Annotated in this window: 13 protein-coding genes; 6 read left to right on the top strand and 7 right to left on the bottom strand. The window is 71.6% G+C overall.

Annotation, left to right across the window (positions count from 1 at the left end):
• Positions 1 to 786, bottom strand: a complete 786-nt coding sequence (locus AB0K35_RS06130) for an ABC transporter ATP-binding protein (protein WP_238667549.1) — start codon at positions 784 to 786, stop codon at positions 1 to 3.
• A 270-nt stretch (positions 787 to 1056) separates the two neighbouring features.
• Here AB0K35_RS06130 and AB0K35_RS06125 point away from each other — a divergent pair, with 270 nt between their 5' ends.
• Both AB0K35_RS06125 and AB0K35_RS06120 read left to right on the top strand, forming a co-directional pair.
• On the top strand, positions 1057 to 2088 hold the full coding sequence (locus tag AB0K35_RS06125) for an ABC transporter substrate-binding protein (protein ID WP_238667550.1): 1032 nt from the start codon (positions 1057 to 1059) through the stop codon (positions 2086 to 2088).
• 103 nt (positions 2089 to 2191) lie between these two features.
• Positions 2192 to 3049, top strand: a complete 858-nt coding sequence (locus AB0K35_RS06120) for an ABC transporter permease (protein WP_238667551.1) — start codon at positions 2192 to 2194, stop codon at positions 3047 to 3049.
• Positions 3050 to 3178: 129 nt separating this feature from the next.
• Here AB0K35_RS06120 and AB0K35_RS06115 read toward each other — a convergent pair whose 3' ends face one another.
• Positions 3179 to 4357, bottom strand: a complete 1179-nt coding sequence (locus AB0K35_RS06115; protein ID WP_238667552.1) for an ABC transporter substrate-binding protein — start codon at positions 4355 to 4357, stop codon at positions 3179 to 3181.
• Between the two features lie 444 nt (positions 4358 to 4801).
• On the opposite strand from AB0K35_RS06115, the gene AB0K35_RS06110 reads away from it, so the two are divergent.
• The 4 genes from AB0K35_RS06110 (at position 4802) to AB0K35_RS06095 (ending at position 9411) form a co-directional block, all read left to right on the top strand.
• Positions 4802 to 7948, top strand: a complete 3147-nt coding sequence (locus tag AB0K35_RS06110) for a nitrate- and nitrite sensing domain-containing protein (RefSeq protein ID WP_363884027.1) — start codon at positions 4802 to 4804, stop codon at positions 7946 to 7948.
• A complete protein-coding gene (locus AB0K35_RS06105; RefSeq protein WP_007465177.1) occupies positions 7945 to 8352 on the top strand; it encodes a roadblock/LC7 domain-containing protein in 408 nt (135 codons plus the stop codon). The genes AB0K35_RS06110 and AB0K35_RS06105 overlap by 4 nt, the downstream gene beginning before the upstream one ends.
• Before the next feature lie 89 nt (positions 8353 to 8441).
• Complete coding sequence (locus AB0K35_RS06100; RefSeq protein ID WP_007465174.1) at positions 8442 to 8807, top strand: DUF742 domain-containing protein; 366 nt, start codon at positions 8442 to 8444, stop codon at positions 8805 to 8807.
• Positions 8788 to 9411: an ATP/GTP-binding protein gene (locus AB0K35_RS06095; protein ID WP_030329978.1), complete on the top strand. Its 624-nt coding sequence runs from the start codon at positions 8788 to 8790 to the stop codon at positions 9409 to 9411. The genes AB0K35_RS06100 and AB0K35_RS06095 overlap by 20 nt, the downstream gene beginning before the upstream one ends.
• Before the next feature lie 104 nt (positions 9412 to 9515).
• Here AB0K35_RS06095 and AB0K35_RS06090 read toward each other — a convergent pair whose 3' ends face one another.
• The 5 genes from AB0K35_RS06090 to AB0K35_RS06070 are packed head-to-tail and all read right to left on the bottom strand — an operon-like array spanning position 9516 to position 17107.
• Positions 9516 to 10604 carry a uroporphyrinogen-III synthase gene (locus AB0K35_RS06090; protein WP_238667554.1) on the bottom strand — a complete coding sequence of 363 codons (1089 nt, stop codon included), beginning with the start codon at positions 10602 to 10604 and terminating at the stop codon, positions 9516 to 9518.
• The gene (gene nirD, locus AB0K35_RS06085; protein ID WP_091402335.1) at positions 10604 to 10951 is read right to left on the bottom strand and encodes a nitrite reductase small subunit NirD; all 348 of its coding nucleotides are present in this window, start codon (positions 10949 to 10951) and stop codon (positions 10604 to 10606) included. The genes AB0K35_RS06090 and nirD overlap by 1 nt, the downstream gene beginning before the upstream one ends.
• Positions 10948 to 13485 (bottom strand): nitrite reductase large subunit NirB, encoded by a 2538-nt coding sequence (gene nirB, locus AB0K35_RS06080; protein WP_363884025.1) that lies wholly within the window; start codon positions 13483 to 13485, stop codon positions 10948 to 10950. The genes nirD and nirB overlap by 4 nt, the downstream gene beginning before the upstream one ends.
• Positions 13482 to 14921 (bottom strand): FAD-dependent oxidoreductase, encoded by a 1440-nt coding sequence (locus AB0K35_RS06075; protein WP_238667556.1) that lies wholly within the window; start codon positions 14919 to 14921, stop codon positions 13482 to 13484. Before AB0K35_RS06075 ends, nirB begins: the two co-directional genes overlap by 4 nt.
• Positions 14918 to 17107 (bottom strand): molybdopterin oxidoreductase family protein, encoded by a 2190-nt coding sequence (locus AB0K35_RS06070; protein WP_363884023.1) that lies wholly within the window; start codon positions 17105 to 17107, stop codon positions 14918 to 14920. The genes AB0K35_RS06075 and AB0K35_RS06070 overlap by 4 nt, the downstream gene beginning before the upstream one ends.
• Positions 17108 to 17184 lie beyond the last annotated feature (77 nt).

Here is a 17184-nt window from a genome sequence, read left to right as displayed (position 1 = left end):
TCAGTGTCCTTCCGCGCCGGCGGTGGCCGGCTGTTCGCGTTCCATCAGCAGTTCGTGCAGGTCGGCGCTGACCTGGGCGACGTCGGCCAGGTGGGCGTTGCGGCCCAGGGTGCGGGGCCGGGGGATGGTCACGTCGACGACCTTGCGGATCCGGCCGGGGCGGGGGCTCAGCACGACCACCCGGTCGGCGAGCAGCACCGCCTCGTCGATCGAGTGGGTGACGAAGACAATTGTCGGCTTGTTCTCCATGTGCACCCGCTGGAGTTCGCCGGACAGTTCCTCGCGGGTGAGCGCGTCCAGTGCGGAGAACGGCTCGTCCATCAGCATCACCCGGGGCTCACCGATCAACGACCGGCACAGCGACACCCGCTGCTGCATGCCGCCGGAGAGCTCGTGGGGCAGCCGCTTCTCGAAGCCGGCCAACCCGGCGACGTCGAGCAGTTGCTGGGCCCGCTCCCGGTGCTTGGCGCGGCTCCAGCCGAAGATCTCCACGGGCAGCAGGACGTTGTCCAGCACGGTGCGCCAGGGCAGCAGCGCCGGCTTCTGGAACAGCATGGCGATGTCCTGGCGGGGGCGGGCGATCGGCGTACCGGCGACGGTGATCTCCCCGGCGCTCAGCGGGAGCAGCCCGGCGATCAGCCGCAGCAGTGTGGACTTGCCGCAGCCGGAGCGGCCTAGCACCGCGACGAACTCGCCCTCGGCGACGTCGAGGTTGATGCCGCGCAGCGCCTCCACCCGGCCGGATCGGCCCTCGAAGGTACGGGACACCCCGGACAGTCGGATCATCTCCGGCGCACCTCCGCTGAGTGGACGGTCAGGAATCCGACAAAGGCTAACCGCCCTGTCGAGGTATGGGACCGGCTGGGGTGGTCGTCAGGTTGTTTCCGTTCCGCAACCCGATGCGCCTGGCGTCGGGAGTGTGGGTTTCTCGTACGCTGTGCCCGCGAAGAGTCCCCCCACGACGGCGGAGCCGGCTTCCACCCCTCCCGCCGGCCCGTCATAACAACCCCCTCCGGTGGCCTGCCGGCCCCGGTCGGAAAGGACATGGTGCAACTGATGAGAAGGCTGACCCGTACGGTCGCTACGGCCGCGCTGGCCACCGCCCTCGCCCTTGTCTCCGCCTGCAGCAGCGGGTCGGATTCGGCCGACGATGCCAAGGGCGGCGACGGGGCGACGCTGACGAAGGTGACCTACCTCACCTCGTTCGGCAACTTCGGCCGTGACTCCTACGCCTGGGTGGCGAAGGACAAGGGCTTCTTCAAGGAAGCCGGATTCGACGTCGAGATCAAGGCCGGTCAGGGCACCGGTGGTGTGATCCAGACCGTCGTCGGCGGCCAGGCCGACTTCGGCCCGATCGACCTCACCGGCGGCCTGCTCCAGCTCGGCAACGGCCAGGCGAAGGACTTCACCGCGGTGGCCGCGATCCAGCAGCGCACCATGGCGGGCATCGCCACCGTCGAGGGCAAGAACATCAGCTCGCCGAAGGACCTGGAGGGCAAGAAGCTCGCCGACACCCCCGGGTCCGTGGTGCGCAACCTCTTCCCGACGTACGCCCGGCTCGCCGGTGTGGACGCGAGCAAGGTGACCTGGGTCAACGGTGAGGCGCAGAACCTGATCGGCACGCTGGCCGCGGGTTCGGTCGACGGCATCGGTCAGTTCGTCGTCGGTCAGCCGACCATCGAGGCGGTGGCCAAGAAGAAGGCAGTCATGCTGCCGTACAGCAACGTGATGCAGGACCTCTACGGCAACGTGCTGATCACCTCCTCGAAGATCGCCAAGGAGAAGCCCGAGATGGTGAAGAAGTTCACCGCGGCGCTGCTCAAGGGCCTGGAGTACAGCCTGGCGAACTCCAAGGAGGCCGCCGACATCCTGAAGAAGAACGTCGACGCCACCAACCCGGTCTCCGCCGCCGCCGAGCTGGAGCTGATGGCCGCGTACGTCCGTTCCGGCAACACCGGCACCGCGATCGGCACCCTGGACAGCGGTCGGGTCGCCAAGAGCATCGCCATCCTGCAGGGCGCTGGCGCGCTGAAGCAGAACATCACCCCCGAGCAGATCATCGACTTCAGCCTCGCGCCGAAGGCCTGATCGTCCGGTCGTCATCAGGGGGTACGTCCCGCCGATCCCGGTGGGGCGTACCCCCGTCGCTCGTCGGCCCCCGGCGGGCCGTGGGATTTCGAGGAGGACAGAGATGACCGACGTCCGGTCAGCGGACCCGGCGGTGGCGGAACCCCCGCCCCCGAGTGGCGGCCCTGAAGCGGGACGCGTGGGTCGAGGTGCCGGTCTTCGGGCCGGGGCCGACGCCGTGCTGCCCGCTGTCGGCATCCTGGTCGCGCTGGCGGCGTGGTGGCTGATCGCCCGGCTGGAGCTGGTCCACCCCGCCGCCCTGCCGCCGCCCGGCGACGTGCTCACCGCGTTCGTCGACAAGCCGGCGCAGCTGCTGGAGCACACCTGGGACACCACGTTGGAGATCCTGACCGGGTTCGCCCTGTCGGTGGCCGCCGGTGTGTTGATCGGGCTCTCCCTGGCCAGTTCCCGCACTGTGGAGCGGATGTTCACGCCGCTGCTGGTGGCGGTGAACGCGGTGCCGAAGATCACGCTGGGCCCGCTGCTGGTGGTGGCGCTCGGCTGGGGCCAGAAGCCGATCCTGACCATGGTGTTCCTGCTCTGCTTCTTCCCGATCGTGCTCTCCACGGCGACCGGGTTGACCACCACGCCGTCCGACCTGGCCGAGCTGGTGCGTTCCTGGAACGCCTCCCGCTGGCAGGCGTTCCGCAAGGTACGTTTCCCGGCCGCGCTGCCGCAGATCTTCGTCGGGCTCAAGGTGGCCATGCCACTGGCCGCGATCGGTGCGGTGATCGGTGAGTTCCAGGCGGGCGAGAGCGGCCTCGGCTACGTCATCACGCAGTACGCCGGCGTCGGCGACACCGCCACCGCCTGGGCGGCGATCATGCTGGTGGCGCTGGTGAGCATCCTGCTCTACTCGGCGCTCCTGCTGATCGAGCGGTTCGCCCTGCCCTGGGTACGCGAGACCACAAGCAGCCGCTGACCCACCAGCGCCAAGGCAGGATCAACACCAGGAAACGCGAAGGGCCGGCCTCCCGTTGAGGAGGCCGGCCCGTTTCATCGACACCCGACCCGGCACCCCGACGAACCCGCCAGATGCAAGGCCCGAGCGTTACCCAGCCAACCGCCAGCGACCGTTGCGGGCGACCAGCGTGGTGAGCGCCTGCGGCATCAGGCCGCTGTGGTTGTCCGGCGTCATGCGGATCGGGCCGGAGAGGCCGTCCATCTGGGACGTCTCCAGCACGTCCCGGAGGCCGTTGCGGTCCACCTTCCCGATCTCACCACCGGCGCGCAGTTCGGCGTCGGCGATCAGCTGGACGGCGTCCGCGGCGAACGACGAGGACCCGTTGTAGCCACCGAAGCGGGCCGTGTAGTCCTGGAACCACTGCCGCCGCGCCGCCTTTGCCGGCGTGGTCGCGATCACGTCATCGATCACCATGGTCTGCGTGAAGATCAGCGTGGCCTTCTCGGTCGCCTTGGCCGCCGCGCCGAGGAAGAGGTCCCCGGCCGCCGCCGCGTCGAAGTAGATCGACCCGCGGAAGATGGTCTGCTGGACGCTGGTGGCGGCGAGTGTCGCCTGCTCCGGCGGGGTCCAGAAGACCATGGCGTCGGGCTTGCCCGACGCGAGCTGCTGGACCTGCCGGCTGACGTCGGTGTCGGTGGTCTTGATCCGCTGCTGTCGGAGTGTGATGTTGGCCTTGTCCAGCTCGTTCTTGAGCGCGGTGGCGCCCTCCTGGCCATAGTCGTCGTCGCTGACCAGCATCCCCACCTTGCGGATGTTGTTGCGGCGCAGTTCGGTGGTCAGCGCGGCGGCGCTGTCCGGGGCGTTGGGGCCCAGCTTGAACACGTAGCGCCGTTCGGCGGCCGGCGCGGCGATCGCGCCGGAAGCGGCTAGCGCAATGGTGGGAATCCGCTTCTCGTTGATGGTGCCGACCGCTCCGACAGCGCATTCGTTGCAGCCGCCCATGATGATGGCGCTGACCTTCGAATCGCTGCTGAAGTCGACGATGTTGCGAAGTGACTCGGCCGAGTCGGAACGGTTGTCCTTCACCTTCAGGTCGATCTTCCGGCCGTTCAGTGCTCCGGAGGCGTTCAACTGATCGACCTTGAGTTTGAGGGCTCGCTGGTATGTCCGGCCAACAGTGGCCGCGGCGCCGGAGAGTTCGAGATCGGCAGCGATCACGATCGGACTCGTGTCCTTCTCCGCCTCGCCAAACTGGCAGCCGGTGAGCGTGGTGGCCACTACGGCCGATGCGAGCGCCGCGATGGTCGCGGAGCGGATGGGGCTCAACTCAGTCCTCCAGGTGCGGGCGCGGGCGCTGCCCGGTCACCGCCGCTAATCCGTCCTCAGTGGAGGACGGGATCTCCTCTGCCGTACGGTGTGCGCGAAGCCTGCAAAACCTTGCCAATGGCCGGCGCTGTGGTCAAGCGCGGACCCCGGCAGCATTTTCGGGACGGCCATCCCACATGCTGGGGTAACGCAATGTTTGCAAAAGCTCACTTTGCATACACGCGTGACCACTCTGGAGTTACATGCCCTGTTCAGGGGCTTGCGGAAATGAAGGTATCAGTTGCCCGGATCACGGGATGCGCTCCGTCCGACCGTTTCCTACCTCACTGCGGCTTCCCAAACACGATCATCTCTGATGAAATCGCGGCCGTGCCGCGCGTGGTCCCCTCCGCTTACGGCATGGCTCGGCGGCTCAGGCGGGGAAGAAACGACGGAGGCGATGTCGTGAGCACCGGACCGACGACCCTGCCCGCGCTCGGCGACAGCGGTCGGCCTGCGCGCCGACGGATGCCGAGACTGCGCGATGCCCGGATCCGGTCCAAGTTGGCGTTGATTCTGGTCGTCCCGGTGGCGGCGGTGATCGCGCTGGCCACGGTCCGCCTGATCTCCGTCGGCGAGGGCGCGTTCGACGCCACCCGGGCCCGGTCACTGACGGCCCTTTCGGTCGACGTCAGTGCCCTGACCCAGGACCTCCAGGCCGAACGGATGGCCGCGGCCGCCTACCTCGCCGCTCCGCAGCAGCCGGCCGACGCGTACAACCTGCGGGTCCGCCAGACGCAGCAACGGGTGGACGAGTACCGCGCCGAGCGGGGCCGGATCGGCGACGTGCCGACCGCCCTGCGGGACCGGCTGGCCGCCATCGACGACCACCTGGCCACCCTGGACGGCACCCGTCAGGAGGTGCTGGACCGCCGGCAGATGGCGGTCGCCGAGGCGGTGCTCCGCTACGGAGTCATCCTCACCGACCTGGTCTCGTACGGTGACGGCCTGGCCCAACTGCCCGGCGACGAGAGCCTGGCGGACAGCCGCCGCGCGGTCGCCGCGTTCGCCCGCGCCAAGGCTTCCGTCGCCGAGGAAGAGGCCGTCGCCTTCACCGCGCTGACGGCCGGCCAGCTCGACTCGGAGCAGTTCTCCTCCTTCGTGGCGACGTTGACTGGTCAGCAGGAGGCCCTGGTCGCCTTCTCGCTGGCCGCCGACCCGGTGCAGCGCGCCCTGGTCGACAGCACCGTCTCCGGCGACGCGGTCGGCCTGGCCGACCGGGTGGCCACCGACATCACCCGCTCGGTCGGGCAGCGTCCGCTGGTTACCGCTCAGGACGCCACCGCTGCGATCGGCGCGGTGAACGACCTGATGCGCTGGGCCGAGATCCAACTGCAGGACCGACTGTTCCAGCAGGCCGACCAGGCCCGCTCGGACGTCATCCGGCAGGCGGTGGTCGAGTCGGTCCTGGTGCTGTTGACCCTGATCATCGCCGTGTCGCTGGCAGTGGTGCTGGCCCGCTCGCTCAACCACTCGCTGCGCCGACTGCGCGAGGGCGCTCTCTCGGTGGCCAACCACGACCTGCCCGACGCCGTGCAGCGGCTGCAGAACATGGGCAGCGTGGGTGACGGCGGGGTGGACGAGATCGTCCGCCAGGTCCGGGACCCCATCCAGCTCAACACCCGCGATGAGGTCGGTCAGGTGGCGCTGGCCTTCAACGTCGTACACCGGGAGGCGGTGCGGGTCGCCGCCGAGCAGGCGGCACTGCGTACCAGCGTTTCGGCGATGTTCCTCAACCTGGCCCGCCGTAGTCAGACCCTGGTCGACCGGATGATCGGCGAGCTGGACGCGATCGAGCGCGGCGAGGAGGACCCGAAGCGGCTCGCGCAGCTCTTCGAACTGGACCACCTGGCCACCCGAATGCGCCGCAACGACGAGAACCTGCTGGTCCTGGCCGGCGCCGACTCCGCCGCACCGCGTCACGACAACGCGCTGGTGGTGGACGTGCTGCGCGCCGCCCAGTCCGAGGTGGAGCTCTACAACCGCATCGAGTTCGGCACCGTGGACACGGACATCTCGGTGGCCGCGCACGCCGTCAACGACGTGGTACGCCTCGTCGCCGAACTGCTCGACAACGCCACCCGGTTCTCGCCGCCGAACACCACGGTGGTCGCCGACGGTCGCCGGATCCGCGACTACGTGCTGATCCAGATCGAGGACCGCGGGCTCGGCCTCACCGACGACCAGCTCGACTCGCTCAACCGGCGGCTGGCAGCCCCGCCGAGCGTCGACGTCGCCGCGTTCCGACTGATGGGTCTGGCCGTCGTGAGCCGGCTCGCCTCCCGCTACGGCATCCGGGTGGAGTTGCGCCGCAACGTCGAGGGCGGCACCGTCGCCCAGGTGACGTTGCCCGCCGCCACCGTGGTGCTACCCACCAACCGGGGCCGCGAGCAGGTCCTCACCCGGCCGCGTCAGCCGATGGCAGTGGAGCAGGCGCCGCTCTCCCCGGCCGGCCACGCCGAGCAGTTCGCCGGTGCCGCCACGGCGGCGGCGACGCTGCCCGACCAGTGGCGGACCAGCACGCCGGCACCCGCCCAGTGGCAGTCGCCGCTGAACTCGCGGGACACCACCCCGGCCGTGCAGGCGGGTGGCTACACCGGTCCGCGCTCGACCATGCCACCGGCCCCCGCCGCCCCCGCACCCGCCGCCCCGCTCCCACCGGCCCAGCCGGCCTACGGCAACGGCGCGGGCGCCTCGCTGGGCAGCCCGACAGTGGCCTACCCGACCGTCGACCCGCTGCCCCGACGCGGCTCCGCCCCGGACACCGCTGACACTGCGGATGGACGCGGTGCCCAGGGCCTCCCGGTCGGACCGGTCGCCGGGCCGAGCACCGTGGCACCGCCGGCCGTTCCGTCGGTGCCCGCCGCTCCGGTCAGCACGCGGCCCGACTTCCCAGCCGAGGCGCCGATCTTCCGGGAGATGGAGGCGGTCTGGTTCCGGTCGCACGGCGACGACGCCACCGCGATCTTCACTCGGCCCAACTTCGATGAGCCGCCCGCGCCCGCCACCACCGCGGCGGCCGACGCCGGCCTGCGTACCGGCTACGGCGGCTCACCCAGCGCCGGGTCGGTGCCGGCCGCGTCGCCGGCCCGACCGAAACTGCCGACCCGTACCCCGGGCAGCTCCGGCACCGACGGGACGGCAACCCCGGGCGCCGACGGCCTCGGGGCCACAATGGACGGGTTCGGGGCACGGACGTCGGCACCGCCGACGTACACCCCGGCCCCGGCCGGCCGGACGGCTCCGCCCGCGCCCGCCCCCGCGCCCGCCCCCGACCCGGCGGCCTGGCGTACGGCGGCGGACGAGGGCTGGTCCCGGGCCAGCCGGGCTGCCGAGCCGGCTCCCGCCGGGACCACCCGCTCCGGGTTGCCCAAGCGGGTGCCGCAGCAACAGCTCGTGCCGGGTGGCATCGAACCGAAGAGTGGCCGGGACCGCAGCCGGCGGACCCCGGATGAAGTACGTGGTCTGCTGTCGGCCTACCACCGCGGTGTGCAACGCGGCCGCACGGCCGGAACGGACCTGAACAGCACCTCGACCAAGGAGAGCCGATGAACAGGCCAGCTGCCATGCAGGACATGGGTTGGCTGCTCACCAACTTCGCCGACAGCGTGGCGGGCATCGCCCACGTGGTGGCGGTGTCCGCCGACGGGCTGCTGCTCGCGTCCTCCCGGGATCTGCCGGGAGACCGGGCGGACCAGCTCGCCGCGATCACCTCCGGGGTGGTGAGCCTGACCGAGGGCGCGGCCCGGATGTTCAGCGCGGGCGGGGTGTTGCAGACAGTCATCGAGATGGACAGCGGGTATCTCTTCCTGATGTCGATCAGCGACGGCTCCTCGATGGCAGTGCTGGCCGCCCGCAGCTGCGACGTGGGCCAGGTCGGCTACGAGATGGCGCTGCTGGTCGAGCGCGTGGGTGCCGCGCTGGTGCCGCTGCCGCGCGACGCGGTGCGCTCTTAGGACCGGAAGGCGGCGCTCGTTCCGAGCGCCGGACCAGGGACGAGAGGCGGCGCAGTCCGGCTCAGCAGGGGACGAGGAGGTGATCGGGAATGGACCAACGACGCGCTGACCCGCGTGGCGCGCTGGTGCGTCCGTACGCGGTCACCCGTGGTCGTACCGAGCCCCGGCAGGACATCGCTCTCGAGGCCGTCCTGACCGCCTCTCCCACCCAGGTCGCCGAGTCCCGCTTCGCTGGGCACGACAAGCACCGCATCGCCACGGTCTGTGAGGGCCGAGCACAGTCGCTGGCGGAGATCGCCGCGTATACCCGGATGCCGCTGGGCGTCGCCCGGGTGTTGGTCGCCGACATGGTGGCCGAGAGCCTGCTGACGTTACACACTGCTGCTCCCGCCGAGGGGTTCGAGGAGCGGATGGAACTGCTTGGAAGGGTGCTAAGTGGACTTCGCAGGCTATGACCCCGCAGGGGGGCGGCCGGGCCGGGGAATCGTCTCCGCGAAGATCGTCGTCGCGGGCGGCTTCGGCGTCGGTAAGACAACACTGGTCGGGGCGATCTCCGAGATCACACCCCTGACCACCGAGGCGTTGATGACCGCGGCGGGTGTCGGCATCGACGATCCGTCCAAGGTGCCGGGCAAGGAGACCACCACGGTCGCCATGGACTTCGGCCGCATCACGATGGCCCAGGACCTGATCCTGTACCTCTTCGGTACACCGGGTCAGACTCGGTTCTGGTTCATGTGGGACGAGATCATCCGGGGGGCGGTGGGTGCCGCCGTGCTGGTGGACACCCGCCGGATCACCGACGCCTTCGCCCCGCTGGACTACTTCGAGAACCGCAACCTGCCGTACGTGGTGGCGCTGAACAAGTTCGACGGCGCACCGCAGTACGAGGCCGAGGAGGTCCGCGAAGCGCTGGCCATCTCGCCGCAGGTGCCGCTGGTGATGACCGACGCCCGGCAGCGGGACTCGGTCAAGCAGGTGCTGGTGACGGTGGTCGAGCACGCCATGCTCCGGCTCCAGTCGGAGCACGGGCGGGGCTTCCCGACGCCGGTCGGCTGAAACGTCGCGTCACGGCCGGCTCGCGACGGCCGGCCGTGACGCCTTCAGGGCGTGTGGCGAAGCCCTCTGCCGGACAGCCGTCCGGCCTCGACCGGGGACACTCCCTAGTCGACCCGGAGTCGGTAGCCGCGCTTCACCACTGTCTGCACCACGCGGGGTGCGCGCAGGCCGGCCCGTAGCCGGGCGACGGCCATCTCCACGGCGTGCTCGTCCGCGCCCCGGGGCAGCGTCCTCAGCAACGCCGTGCGGGACAACACCCGACCCGGGGTCTGGGCCAGCGCCCGCAGCACCGCCATCGGCGCGGGCGCGAGTGGCCGCAGCTCGCCGTCGATCACTGCGGCGTGCCCGCGCAACGTGAGCAGGTGCCCGCCGGCCTTGAACGTCACTGTCCGGCGGGGCAACTCGTCGACGATGGTCCGCACCAGCGCGCCCAACCGGGCCCGACCGGGCGCGCTCACCGGCACCCCGTGCCGCAGCAGCGGCTCGGCGGTCACCGCCCCGACGCAGCTGGCGAGCACGTCGCTGCGCAACGCGGACAAAACCGCGTCGGTGCGGTCCCCGGCGGCCCGCAGCAACGCCTCGGCCGCCGGCGCCGAGGTGAACGTCACCGCGTCCACCAGCCGACCGGCGATCAGGTCGATCAGCCGGTGCAGCGGCGCCGGATCGGTCGGCGGCGCCCAGCGGTAGACCGGCACCTCGATGACAGTGGCGCCCGCAGCCTCCAGCGCGAGCGTGCACTCGGGCTGCCGCTCGCCGTGCAACTGCATGGCGATGACCTGCCCGGCCACGCCGCGCCGACGCAGGTGATCGACCACCTCGTCGCAGCTTTCCGAGGCGGGCGACCACTGGTCGTGCAGCCCGGCCGCCCGGATCGCGCCGCGTGCCTTCGGGCCGCGCGCCACCACGTACGAGCTGGCCAACACGGAGCGCAGCGGCTCGGCCAGCCCCCAGCCCTCGGCCGCCTCCAACCAGCCGCGCATGCCGATGCCGGTGTTCGCCATCAGGATGTCCGGCGGCTGGTCGAGGCAGGCGCGGGTCGCCTCGCGCAGCTCGGTGTCGTCAGACAACGGCACGATCCGCAGCGCCGGGGCGAGCACCACCCGGGCGCCCCGGCGTTCGAGCAGCGCGGCCAACTCGTCGCGCCGCCGGTCGGCGGTCACCCCGATGGTGAAGCCCGCCAGTTCTTCCCGCATCAACCCTCCTGTCGCAGCCGCACCTCGACCAGCCCGTTGCGGCAACGTGCGTCGTGTCGGGCCACTGCCACCCCGGGCAGGTCGAGGCAGTGTCCGCTGCGCAGGTCGTACACCTGCTTGTGCAGCGGTGACGCCACAGTCGGCACTCCGCCACGGCTGCCGACGATGCCCCGGGACAGCACGTACGCCCCGGAGACCGGATCGCGGTTGTCGATGGCGAACAGCTCGTCGGCGGTCCGGAAGAGGGCGATCTGTACCCCGTCGACCAGGGCGGCGACGCCCCGGTCCGGTTCCAACCTGTCGAGCAGGCAGACGGTGGTCCAGGTCAGCGTGAGGGTCTGGGTCATCGCCGTACCTCCGGTAGGCCGAGGGTGACCGGTTGCCGACGGTGACCGTTGGTCGGCTCAGATCCGGTCGGGGACTGGTCGCGTAGGGGAACCGGCTGGCCGCGTTCCCGGGTGAAGGTGATCGACGGGTCCGGTACGTCGGGGGCGTTGACGAAGGAGGTGTAGCGGCGCAGCCGATCCGGGTCGTCCAGGACGTCGCGCCACTCGTCGGAGTACGACGACACGTGGTGGGCCATCGCCGCGTCGAGGTCCTCGCAGAGTCCGAGCGAGTCGTCCACGATCACCGAGCGCAGGTGGTCCAGGCCACCGTCCATCGCCTCGATCCAGCCGGCGGTGCGTTGCAGCCGGTCGGCGGTGCGGATGTAATAGATCAAAAATCTATCGATCATTCGAATCAGTGCCTCTGTCGAAAGATCAGTGGCGAACAGGTCGGCGTGCCGGGGGCGGAACCCGCCGTTGCCGCCGACGTAGAGATTCCAACCGGTCTCGGTGGCGATGATGCCGAAGTCCTTGCTGCGCGCCTCCGCGCACTCCCGGGCGCAACCGGAGACCGCCGACTTCAGCTTGTGCGGGGCGCGCAGCCCGCGATAGCGCAGCTCCAGCGCGACGGCAAGCCCCACCGAGTCCTGCACCCCGTACCGGCACCAGGTCTCGCCCACGCACGACTTCACGGTGCGCAGCGCCTTGCCGTACGCGTGCCCGGACTCGAAGCCGGCGTCGACCAGCCGCCGCCAGATCTGCGGTAGCTGCTCCACCCGTGCCCCGAACAGGTCGATCCGCTGCCCACCGGTGATCTTGGTGTAGAGCTGGAAGTCCCGGGCGACCTCGCCGATCACGATCAGCTTCTCCGGGGTGATCTCGCCGCCCGGGATCCGAGGCACCACCGAGTAGCTGCCGTCGCGTTGCAGGTTGGCCAGGAAGTGGTCGTTGGTGTCCTGCAACGACGCCTGTTCACCGTCGAGCACGTGCCCGCTGCCCAGCGAGGCGAGGATCGACGCCACCACCGGCTTGCAGATGTCGCAGCCGCGGCCCCGACCGTGCTCGGCGACCAGCCGGGAGAAGGTGCGGATGCCACGGACACGGACGATTTCGAACAGCTCCCGCCGGCTGACGTCGAAGTGCTCGCAGAGCGCGCTGGACTGCGCCACCCCGGCCGCGTCCAGGAGTTGCTTCAGCATCGGCACGCAGGAGCCGCAACTGGTGCCGGCCCTGGTGCACGCCTTCAACGCCGGCACGTCAGCGCAACCGTCGGCGATGGCGGCGTCCACGTCGCCCCGGGTCACCGCGTTGCAGGAGCAGACCTGCGCGGCGGCGGGCAGCGCCCCGGCGTCCGCGCCGCCGCCGTCGGGGGCGAGCAGCGCCAGCGGCGCGGCCGGCAGCGGGCCGCCCACACTGGCCCGCAGCGTCGGGTACGCGCTGGCGTCACCCACCAGGACCCCGCCGAGCAGGGTGTGCGCGTCGTCGGAGAGAACCAGCTTCGCGTAGACCCGGGTGGCCGGGTCGGTGAACGTGACGTCCAGGCAGCCCTCTGTCGTACCGTGGGCGTCGCCGAACGAGGCCACGTCGACGCCGAGCAGCTTGAGTTTGGTGGCGGTGTCCGCGCCCGGGAAGGTCGCCGCGCCGCCGACCAGCCGGTCGGCCACCACCTCGGCTGTCGCGTACCCCGGAGCGACCAGACCGTGGCAGGTGCCCTCGACAGCCGCGCACTCGCCGACCGCCCAGATCCGCTCGTCGGCGGTACGACAGGTCGCGTCGACAAGCACGCCGCCGCGCGGTCCCAGCGGCAGACCGGCGTCCCTGGCCAACTGGTCCCGGGGCCGGATGCCGGCGGCCACCACCACCAGCTCGGCGTCGAGGGCGGTGCCGTCGGAGAGTTCCAGGGCCGCAACGCCGCCGTCCGGGCCGGAACGGATCGCCGTGGTCGCCACCCCGAGATGCGTCCGTACGCCCAACTCGTCGACGTAGCGGCGGAGCATCGCGCCGCCGGCCTGGTCCACCTGCACCGGCATCAACCGGGGCGCGAACTCGACCACGTCGGTGCTCAGGCCGAGCAGCCGCAGGGCGTTCGCGGCCTCCAGACCGAGCAGCCCGCCACCGATCACCGCGCCGACCCGCCGGCCCCGCGCGTACGCCCGGATCGCCGCCAGATCGTCGAGGGTCCGGTAGACGAAGACCCCGGGCAGCTCCGTGCCGGCCACCGGCGGCACGAACGCGTACGACCCGGTGGCGAACACCAACGCGTCGTAGCGGTATTCGCCGACGGCTGTGGTCACCACCTGCCGGTCCCGGTCGATGGCGGTGGCCGGCTCGCCGAGTCGCAGCCGCACCCCGTCGTGCGGGGTGTGCAGGTTGAGTTCGCCCTCGCTCACCCCGTCGAAGTACGCCGAGAGCCGCACCCGGTCGTACGCCGGGCGCCCCTCCTCGGCCAGCACTGTCACCCGCCAGTTGCCGTGTGGGTCACGGGCGCGCAGCGCGTCCACGAAACGCTGCCCGACCATGCCGTTGCCGATGACGACCAGTTCGCCGCCGCTCATCGCGTCACCTCCACCGATTCCGCCTGGCTCAGCCAGTCGACAATGCCGCTCACCGCGTCCCGGCATCCGCCGCATCCGGTGCCGGCCCTGGTCGCGGCCACCACCGCATCGACAGTCCGGGCGCCGGAGCGCCAGCTTCTGACCAGTGCGCCCTTGCTCACCGTGTTGCACTGACAGACCGTTGCCGCGTCCGGCATCAGCGCCGGTGAGGCGGCCGGGGTCGCGCCGACCGCGCCCAGTGCCCGGCCGAGCAGCAGTGCCCGTCGGTCACTCGGCACCGGCTGACCACGGTCGAAGAGTTGGATCACAGTGCCGACCGCCGGGTTGTCGCCGAGCAGGATCGCGCCGATCAGCCGCTCGTCCCGGATCCGCAACCGGGCGTAGGTGCCCCGGGTCGGGTCAGCGAAGGTCAACTCCTCGCCCGGCCCGCCACTGGCAGCCTCACCCATGGAGGCAAGGTCGATCCCGGCGGCCTTCAGCCGGGTCACCACCGGCCGGGGCCGGTACCGGGCCAGTGGGTCCGTCCCGGTCAGCACGTCCGCGAGCACCTGGGCCTGGGCCCAGGCGGGCGCGACCAGCCCGGTGAGCACGCCGTCGTGCTCGGCGCAGTCGCCGATCGCAGAGATGGACCGGTCGCTGGTGCGCAGCCGGTCGTCCACCACCACGCCGCGCCGCACCGTCAGGCCGGCGGCCTGCGCGAGGGCGGTGTCCGGGCGTACGCCACAGGAGAGCACCAGCAGGTCGGCGCGGAGCGACGTGCCGTCGGCCAGGTCGAGGCGGACACCGCTGGCATCCGCGGCCACTCCGGTCGCCGACACCCCCAGTTGGACGGTGACGCCGAAACCGGCGAGCGTGCCCGCGAGCACAGCGCCGGCAGCCGGGTCCAGTTGCCGGTCCATCAGGTGCTCTTTCGGGTGCACCACAGTGGTGGCCAGCCCTCGGGTGGCCAGCCCTCGGGCGGCCTCCAGGCCGAGCAACCCGCCGCCGAGCACCAGCGCGCTGCGGGCGCCGTCCGCTGCGGCGAGGATCCGCCGGCAGTCGTCAAGGGTCCGGAAGGGGACCACCCGCTCCGGCAGGTTCGCCGGGTCGAGGCCGGGCAGTGGCGGCACCACCGCACGGGCGCCGGTGGCGAGCACCAGGTGGTCGTACCCGATTCGTTCGCCGTCGTCGGTGCGGACCTCCCGGGCGGACCTGTCGACGGCGATCACTGGTACGCCGCTGCGCAGGTCGACGCCGTGCCCGGCGGCTTCGGTCAGCTCCACGTCGGGCTCGTCGATCCGGCCGGCAAGCAGGGTGGAGAGCAGGATCCGGTTGTACGCGCGGTGCGGCTCGGCCCCGAGCACTGTGACCTTCCGGTCTCCCTCCCGGGCGTGCAGCTCACCGGCGAGGCGCGCGCCCGCCATCCCGTTGCCGACGATGACCACCCGCGCGGTCATGCCTTCTCCACCCGGACCGCACAGATCTTGAACTCGGGCATCCCGGAGATCGGGTCCACAGCGTCGTTGGTCACCGAGTTGGCGCGTCCCGCCCCGGCGTAGTGGAACGGGGCGAACACGGTGTCGGGTCGGATCCCGGCGCTGAGCCGGGCCGGCGCGCTGAACTCACCTCGGCGCGAGGTGACCCGCACCGGGTCGCCGTCGTCGATGCCCAGCCGGGTGGCCAGGTCGGGGTGCAGTTCGACGAACGCCTCCGGGGCGGCGCGCCGCAGCGCGGCCACCCGTCGGGTCTGGGTGCCCGACTGGTACTGCGCCAGCACCCGACCGGTGGTGAAGTGCAGCGGGTACGTGGCGCAGACCTCCTCGGCGGCCGGCCGATGGTCGACGGGGTGGAAGCGGGCCCGGCCGTCCGGGGTGGCGAACCGGTCGGCGAAGAGTCGGGGTGTGTCCGGCCCGTCCTCCGTCGGGCAGGGCCAGTAGACCCCGTCGTCGGCGTCGATCCGGTCCCAGCTGATGCCGGCGTAGTCGGCGGCCCCACCGGCGGAGGCGCGGCGCAGCTCGGCGAAGACGGCCGCCGGGTCGGCCGGGAACCGAGCCGCCGCGACGGCGGCCGGTCGCACGCCGGTCGGGTTGGCGTCGGTCGGGTCGGCGTCGGTCGGGGTGGCGTTCGGCGACTCGGCGTCGGCCAGCCGCGCCGCCAGGTCGGAGATGATGGCGAGGTCGGTCCGGACGCCCGGCGGGGGCGGCCGTAGCGCGCGCCGACGCAGCACCCGACCTTCCAGGTTGGTCATGGTGCCGTCCTCCTCGGCCCACTGCGCGGTGGGCAACACCACGTCCGCCAGCGCGGCCGTCTCGGAGAGCAGGAGGTCCGCGACGACCAGCAGGTCGAGGTCGCGCAGTCGGCCTTCGATCCGGGCCGCCCGGGGTGCCGAGACCACCGGGTTCGACCCGAACACCAGCAACGCGCGCGGGCCACCCGGGGTGCCGAGCGAGTCGAGCAGTTTGTAGGCGGGCACTCCCGGGCCGGGCAGTTCGTCGGCCGACACGCCCCAGACCCCGGCCACGTGCTCGCGGGCCGCCGGGTCGTCGATCCGTCGGTAGCCGGGCAGTTGGTCGGCCTTCTGCCCGTGCTCGCGCCCGCCCTGGCCGTTGCCCTGGCCGGTGAGGCAGCCGTACCCCGAACCGTCGCGGCCGGGCAGGCCGAGGGCGAGGGCGAGATTGACGTACGCGGTGACGGTGTCCACCCCCTTGGCGTGCTGCTCGGCGCCGCGCGCGGTCAGGATGATCACGCGACCGCCGGTGCCCAGCGCTCGGGCGGTCGCCTCCAGGTCGGCCACCGGCACCCCGGAGAGCTGTTCCGCGCGGGCCGGCCACCAGGCGGCGACGCCTCGGCGGACCGCGTCGAATCCGGTGGTGCGGTCGGCCACGTAGGCTCGGTCGACCCAACCTTCGGTGAGGGCGATGTGCAGCAACGCGTTGGCCACCGCGAGGTCGGTGCCGGGCAGCGGTTGCAGGTGCAGGTCGGCCTGGCGGGCGGTGGCGGTGACCCGGGGGTCGATGGCGATCAGTTTTCCGCCGTCGCGGCGCTGCTCGGTGAGCCAGCGCACCAGCGGCGGCATGGTCTCCGCCGGGTTCGCTCCGACAAGCAGCAGGGTGTCGGCCCGACCCAGGTCGGCGAGGGGGAACGGCAGCCCACGGTCGATGCCGAAGGCGCGCATCCCGGCGGCTGCCGCCGAGGACATGCAGAACCGTCCGTTGTAGTCGATGTGCCGGGTGCGCAGCCCGATCCGGGCGAACTTTCCCAACGTGTACGCCTTCTCGTTGGTCAGGCCCCCACCGCCGAAGACGGCGACCGCGTCCCGGCCGGCGTGGTCCTGGACGGCGCGGATGCCGGCGACCACCCGGTCGAGCGCGGTGTCCCAGCTCGCCGGGTGCAGTTCGCCGGTGGCCGCGTCACGCACCAGCGGGGTGGTCAGTCGCTCCGGGTGGTCGAGCAGTTCGGCGGCGGTCCAACCCTTCTGGCAGAGCCCGCCCCGGTTCGTGGGGAACTGGCGCGGGTGGACCGTCACCCCGGCGTCGTCCGCGCGCAGCGTCATCCCGCACTGCAATGCGCAGTAGGGGCAGTGCGTCGCCACTTCCCGGGGCGTCAGCCCCGGCGGAGTCGCCGACCGTGCACCGTCTGTCATGTCGGGAAAGCGTGCCGCCGGGCGGTTTCCGGTCCGGGTCCCTTCTGTTTCGGTCCTGTCAAGTGGGGCTCACACCG

The organism is Micromonospora sp. NPDC053740 (assembly GCF_040677775.1).
In the GTDB taxonomy this organism is placed as follows: domain Bacteria; phylum Actinomycetota; class Actinomycetes; order Mycobacteriales; family Micromonosporaceae; genus Micromonospora; species Micromonospora alfalfae.
The sequence above is the reverse complement of the archived record's forward strand: the minus strand, read 5'-3'. Positions and strand labels throughout refer to the sequence as shown.

Coding starts and splice junctions, on each gene's coding strand:
- AB0K35_RS06130 (WP_238667549.1), bottom strand. CDS start 786: ATGATCCGACTGTCCGGGGTGTCCCGTACCTTCGAGGGCCGATCCGGC.
- AB0K35_RS06125 (WP_238667550.1), top strand. CDS start 1,057: ATGAGAAGGCTGACCCGTACGGTCGCTACGGCCGCGCTGGCCACCGCC.
- AB0K35_RS06120 (WP_238667551.1), top strand. CDS start 2,192: ATGACCGACGTCCGGTCAGCGGACCCGGCGGTGGCGGAACCCCCGCCC.
- AB0K35_RS06105 (WP_007465177.1), top strand. CDS start 7,945: ATGAACAGGCCAGCTGCCATGCAGGACATGGGTTGGCTGCTCACCAAC.
- AB0K35_RS06100 (WP_007465174.1), top strand. CDS start 8,442: ATGGACCAACGACGCGCTGACCCGCGTGGCGCGCTGGTGCGTCCGTAC.
- AB0K35_RS06090 (WP_238667554.1), bottom strand. CDS start 10,604: ATGCGGGAAGAACTGGCGGGCTTCACCATCGGGGTGACCGCCGACCGG.
- nirD (WP_091402335.1), bottom strand. CDS start 10,951: ATGACCCAGACCCTCACGCTGACCTGGACCACCGTCTGCCTGCTCGAC.
- nirB (WP_363884025.1), bottom strand. CDS start 13,485: ATGAGCGGCGGCGAACTGGTCGTCATCGGCAACGGCATGGTCGGGCAG.
- AB0K35_RS06075 (WP_238667556.1), bottom strand. CDS start 14,921: ATGACCGCGCGGGTGGTCATCGTCGGCAACGGGATGGCGGGCGCGCGC.
- AB0K35_RS06070 (WP_363884023.1), bottom strand. CDS start 17,107: ATGACAGACGGTGCACGGTCGGCGACTCCGCCGGGGCTGACGCCCCGG.